Source organism: Bacteriovorax sp. DB6_IX (assembly GCF_000447775.1).
Lineage (GTDB): Bacteria > Bdellovibrionota > Bacteriovoracia > Bacteriovoracales > Bacteriovoracaceae > Halobacteriovorax_A.
The window spans coordinates 1-4,089 of sequence record NZ_AUNJ01000391.1 but is presented as its reverse complement, the minus strand read 5'-3'; the positions used below and the strand labels follow the sequence as shown (position 1 = coordinate 4,089).

The following is a 4,089-nucleotide window of genomic DNA, read 5'->3' as shown; positions in this document are numbered from 1 at the left end:
TAATGAGAAATTACATATGGCCTTCTTCAAGTATGATGGAAGTGAAGTTGAAAAGTTTTCTAAGGAACTTGAGTCATCACTAGGAAGTATTTCAAATACTGAAGTCTCTAAATTACTTACTTTTGCTAAGAATAAATTAAAAGAAATTCAGTCTTCAAAGTCAAAAGAGGAGAATTATCAAAGCTATCATATCGTCTCAATGGCCCTTATTCACGTAGTGAATACATATGATATCGGTGGTGATTATAATGCGTACTCTTGTCCAATGGTAAAGAAGAAATGGCTTCAAAACTCTTCGAAGCTAGCAAAAGTTCATAATCCATATGCCGCTATGATGCCACATTGTGGTTCTCAAGATACAAAATTCTAATAATATCGCCCTCTTAGAGGGGGCGATATCCTATAAAATCTTCATTCGAACCCATTGAAATCCCTATTTTTGCTATAAAGAAGCATCTTAGGAGATTTATTCATGAAAGTTCAACAAATTGCTATTTGTATTTTTACTTTAATTTCTACAAGGGCAGCTGTCTTTGATCAGGATGATCGAATTGAACGCCATCAAATAAAGGATCAGCTCGTAAGGCAAGCGGCCATGAGTTCTGCTGCGCTCATTCCAAAAAATCAACTTGTCCTTGATGGAAAAAAAGTTTCTTATAAAGGAAAATCTCTTAAAGAGAATTTGAATTTCTGCTCAAGTGCTAAGTTTGCTAATCAGCCAATGGTAGCCAATTGCTCTTCTGTTCTTATTGGTGAGGATCTTATTCTTACAGCAGGACATTGTATTGATGAGAGCATGAATTTTGGTTGTGAAGATTACACTGTTGTCTTTGATTATGTCGCAGATACAGAGGGAAATATAGAACTAAAAAAAGAGAATATCTATAATTGTAAAGAGATACTCTACTATGATTTTGACTTTATGAATGGTTCAATGCTTGATCTTGCCATTCTGAGAATAGATCGTAAGGTCTTAGATAGAGCCCCTATCCCGGTCGATTTAGAGAGGCCTCGTGTCGGTGAGAAAGTCTTTATGGTTGGCCATCCCCTTGGAATTGCGCAGAAAGTTTCTCAGATAGGAGAAGTGAAATCTGCTATAATAAATAAAAATAGCTTTGTTCATAATCTTGATACTTTTAGCTGTAATTCTGGTGGTCCAGTTTTTTCAAAAGAAAGTGGTAAGGTTGTAGGAATTTTAGTCAGAGGATCTGGAGGAAACTATGAGACGAAGGGAGAGTGTCAGGATTGGTTTCATGCAGGTAAGAAAGATTTTGCTGAGGCCAATGATTTGGAAAGCTTAAAACCAATACTTAAGGATCTATTATAAGATTATTTCTCTTATTTCTATTCTCGCTAATTTTACAATTTCAAGCCGTGGCGCTTGAGTTGGGAACATTTAAAATTCCTCGTTATGTGAGAAGTCAAAGCCAGGGAGAATTCCTTGATTTGGTAAAGAGGATTGGTGAGGAAGAAGATATAAATATTAAAGTCAGAGTGATGCCACCAAAGAGAGTCATCAGTTTCTTTAAAGGGGGAACCTTCGATGGCTACTTCCCAGCACTTGATATGTTAAATCCGATGGAGGTTCATAAGTCATCGGTTTTCTACTATAAGAAGGACTTTTTATTTTCCTTAAAAGGCAAAACGATCAAATCGCTCAAGAATAAAAAGCTCTGTCTTACTGAGGGTTATCCCTATGAGCCTAAATTGATTTCACGCAATGACATTACATTCTATTACGCCAGTTCAGATGAGTCCTGCTTGGAGATGGTAATTCGAAGTAGAGTTGATGGATTTGTCTGTGAGGGCCTAACAGGTGTTGCAGCGATTAATAAACTGAAACTTAAGAATATCCAGGCCCACGAGAAAGCTATCTCATCCATGCCAGTATATTTCGCCTTTAAGAAGAACGAGAAGGGGAAACAGATGGCCAAGAAATTTACTCGTATTATTGAGCGCATGAGGAAAAATGGGGATCTTTCTAAACTCTTTGAACCTGCCAAAAATAGTGTAAAATACTATTTAAAATCATACGATCCAACTAATAACTAATATTGAGGTTTCAATGAAGAAAGCTTTAGGTGTCATCACGATGATGACTCTTTTTTCGTGTTCTAGTCACAAAAAGCCAATCCTAATGGAGAAAGTGGCCGGGTTTAAAAAATCTAATCACGTATCAAAATCACAAAGAACCATGATTGCCACACAAGGTAAGTATTCGACTTATGCTGGTGAGAAGATGTATAAGCTCGGTGGAAATATTATCGATGCAATGGCCGCAATTTCGTTTGTTATTTCTGTTGAAAGGCCACAATCAACAGGAATTGGTGGAGGAGGATTTTTACTCTTTCATCACAAAGAAAGTGGAAAAACCTTTGCTTTCGACTTTAGAGAAAGAGCACCCTTTAAATCTCATAAGAATATGTACCTTGATAAGAAAGGCAATGTCATTCCAAGGAAGTCGATTGATGGGATCTTTGCCGTAGGGACTCCTGGGTTAGTTAAAGGTGTTCTTGAAGTTCATAAGAAATATGGAAAACTTCCTTTAGATACTGTATTAGAAGAGTCTATAAAACTTGCTGATGAAGGATTTCCTGTTTATCCAGAGATGGTTAAGGCCCTTAAGGTACGTCAGAAAGTACTTTGTAAATACCCAAGCTCGAAAAAGATTTTTTGTCCAAAAGGAAAGCTTTTAAAGGCCGGAGATATGCTTTATCAAAAGGATCTCGCCAAGACTCTTAGGGCCATTGCCAAAAAGGGGAGTAATGGTTTCTATAAAGGTTCTGTAGCAAAGAATATCGTCAAGACTTCGAAAAAATATGGTGGACTCATTACTCATCGTGATTTGAGAAATTATAAAGTTGTTTCACGTAATCCTGTAAGTGGAAATTTTAAAGGTAAGAAAGTCGTTTCAATGTCTCCTCCTAGTTCTGGAGGGACTCATATTATTCAAATTCTGAATATTTTAGAAAAATATGATCTAAAAAAATATGGTGTCTATCATCCTAAATCTGTGCATCTTGTTTCATCTGCTATGGAGATGGCCTTTGCCGATAGGGCCAAGTTCTTAGGTGATACTGATTTTGTGAAGGTTCCTGTAAAGGGATTAACAAGCAAGACTTATGCAGATGAATTGGCCAACAAAATTGATATGAATAAGGCCTTTGCTATGAATGACATCCGTGCTGGTAAAGCATGGGGACATGAGCCAGAGCATACAACACACTTTTCAATCATGGATGCACAAGGAAATGTTGTCGTATCGACACAAACGATTAATGGATATTTTGGATCTGGTCTTGTTGCCGAGGGAACAGGAATTGTCTTAAATAATGAGATGGATGATTTTGCAAATAAAGTCGGTGCTCAGAATTTATTTGGAGCGGTCGGAGGAGATAAGAACCTCGTGGCACCAGGTAAGAGACCTTTGAGTTCAATGTCTCCAACGATTGTTTTTGACGGTGATAAGCCTGTTATGGCGGTTGGAACACCTAGTGGAACTAGGATTCTAACTTGTGTGATGCAAACGATTTTAAATTATTTTGAGTATGATCTTCCGCTATATGAATCTGTTGCGACTGCGCGTTATCACCATCAGTGGCGTCCACATTATATACGTTTTGATGAAGGAGGACTGAGCAGTGGTGTGAAAGAGAAACTTGAGGGAATGGGACATAAAGTTGTTGAAAAGAACTTAGGTTGTCGAATTCAAGCGATAGTGAAAGAAGGAAGTGAGCTTATAGGTGTATCCGATCCAAGAGGAGAGGGAAAAGCGTCAGGTCTTTAAAAAAGCTAAATAAGTAAGAGTCGACATAAGTCGACTCTTTTTTTATAAATTAAAGTTTTCGAGATATTCATAAATCTTTTGAGAGAAAAGAGCGTCTGGATAAACCAAGTGATTCCAATCCGTCACATCCTTATCAATAATTCTCATGTTATTTGTCTTAAATTGTTTTTTATAGACCTTTGTTAAAGGTGTAATAAACTGCTTCTCTAACTTTTCTTTGATCTCTTTCATTTGATTCTGATAGGCCAATGGAGCTTGGTTTGCAGAAGCTTTTTCAATTTCTGAGATCGCTGTATAAAGTG

General features: G+C 37.1%; 4 protein-coding genes and 1 pseudogene. 4 read left to right on the top strand and 1 reads right to left on the bottom strand.

Features of this window, described 5'->3' with window-relative positions; all coding sequences use genetic code 11:
* From M901_RS12495 to ggt, 4 genes and pseudogenes are all read left to right on the top strand, one after another.
* Positions 1–370, top strand: a pseudogene (locus M901_RS12495) (DUF3347 domain-containing protein); the annotation flags it as partial.
* Between the two features lie 102 nt (positions 371–472).
* On the top strand, positions 473–1,327 hold the full coding sequence (locus M901_RS12490) for a serine protease (RefSeq protein ID WP_021278563.1): 855 nt from the start codon (positions 473–475) through the stop codon (positions 1,325–1,327).
* A gap of 47 nt (positions 1,328–1,374) precedes the next feature.
* Positions 1,375–2,052: an ABC transporter substrate-binding protein gene (locus tag M901_RS12485; RefSeq protein ID WP_021278561.1), complete on the top strand. Its 678-nt coding sequence runs from the start codon at positions 1,375–1,377 to the stop codon at positions 2,050–2,052.
* 13 nt (positions 2,053–2,065) lie between these two features.
* Positions 2,066–3,787, top strand: coding sequence for a gamma-glutamyltransferase (ggt, locus tag M901_RS12480; RefSeq protein WP_021278564.1), 1,722 nt, complete (start codon positions 2,066–2,068; stop codon positions 3,785–3,787).
* Positions 3,788–3,829: 42 nt separating this feature from the next.
* On the opposite strand, the gene M901_RS12475 is transcribed toward ggt, so the two are convergent.
* On the bottom strand, positions 3,830–4,089 hold a 260-nt coding region (locus M901_RS12475), incomplete at its 5' end, for a hypothetical protein (RefSeq protein WP_021278565.1).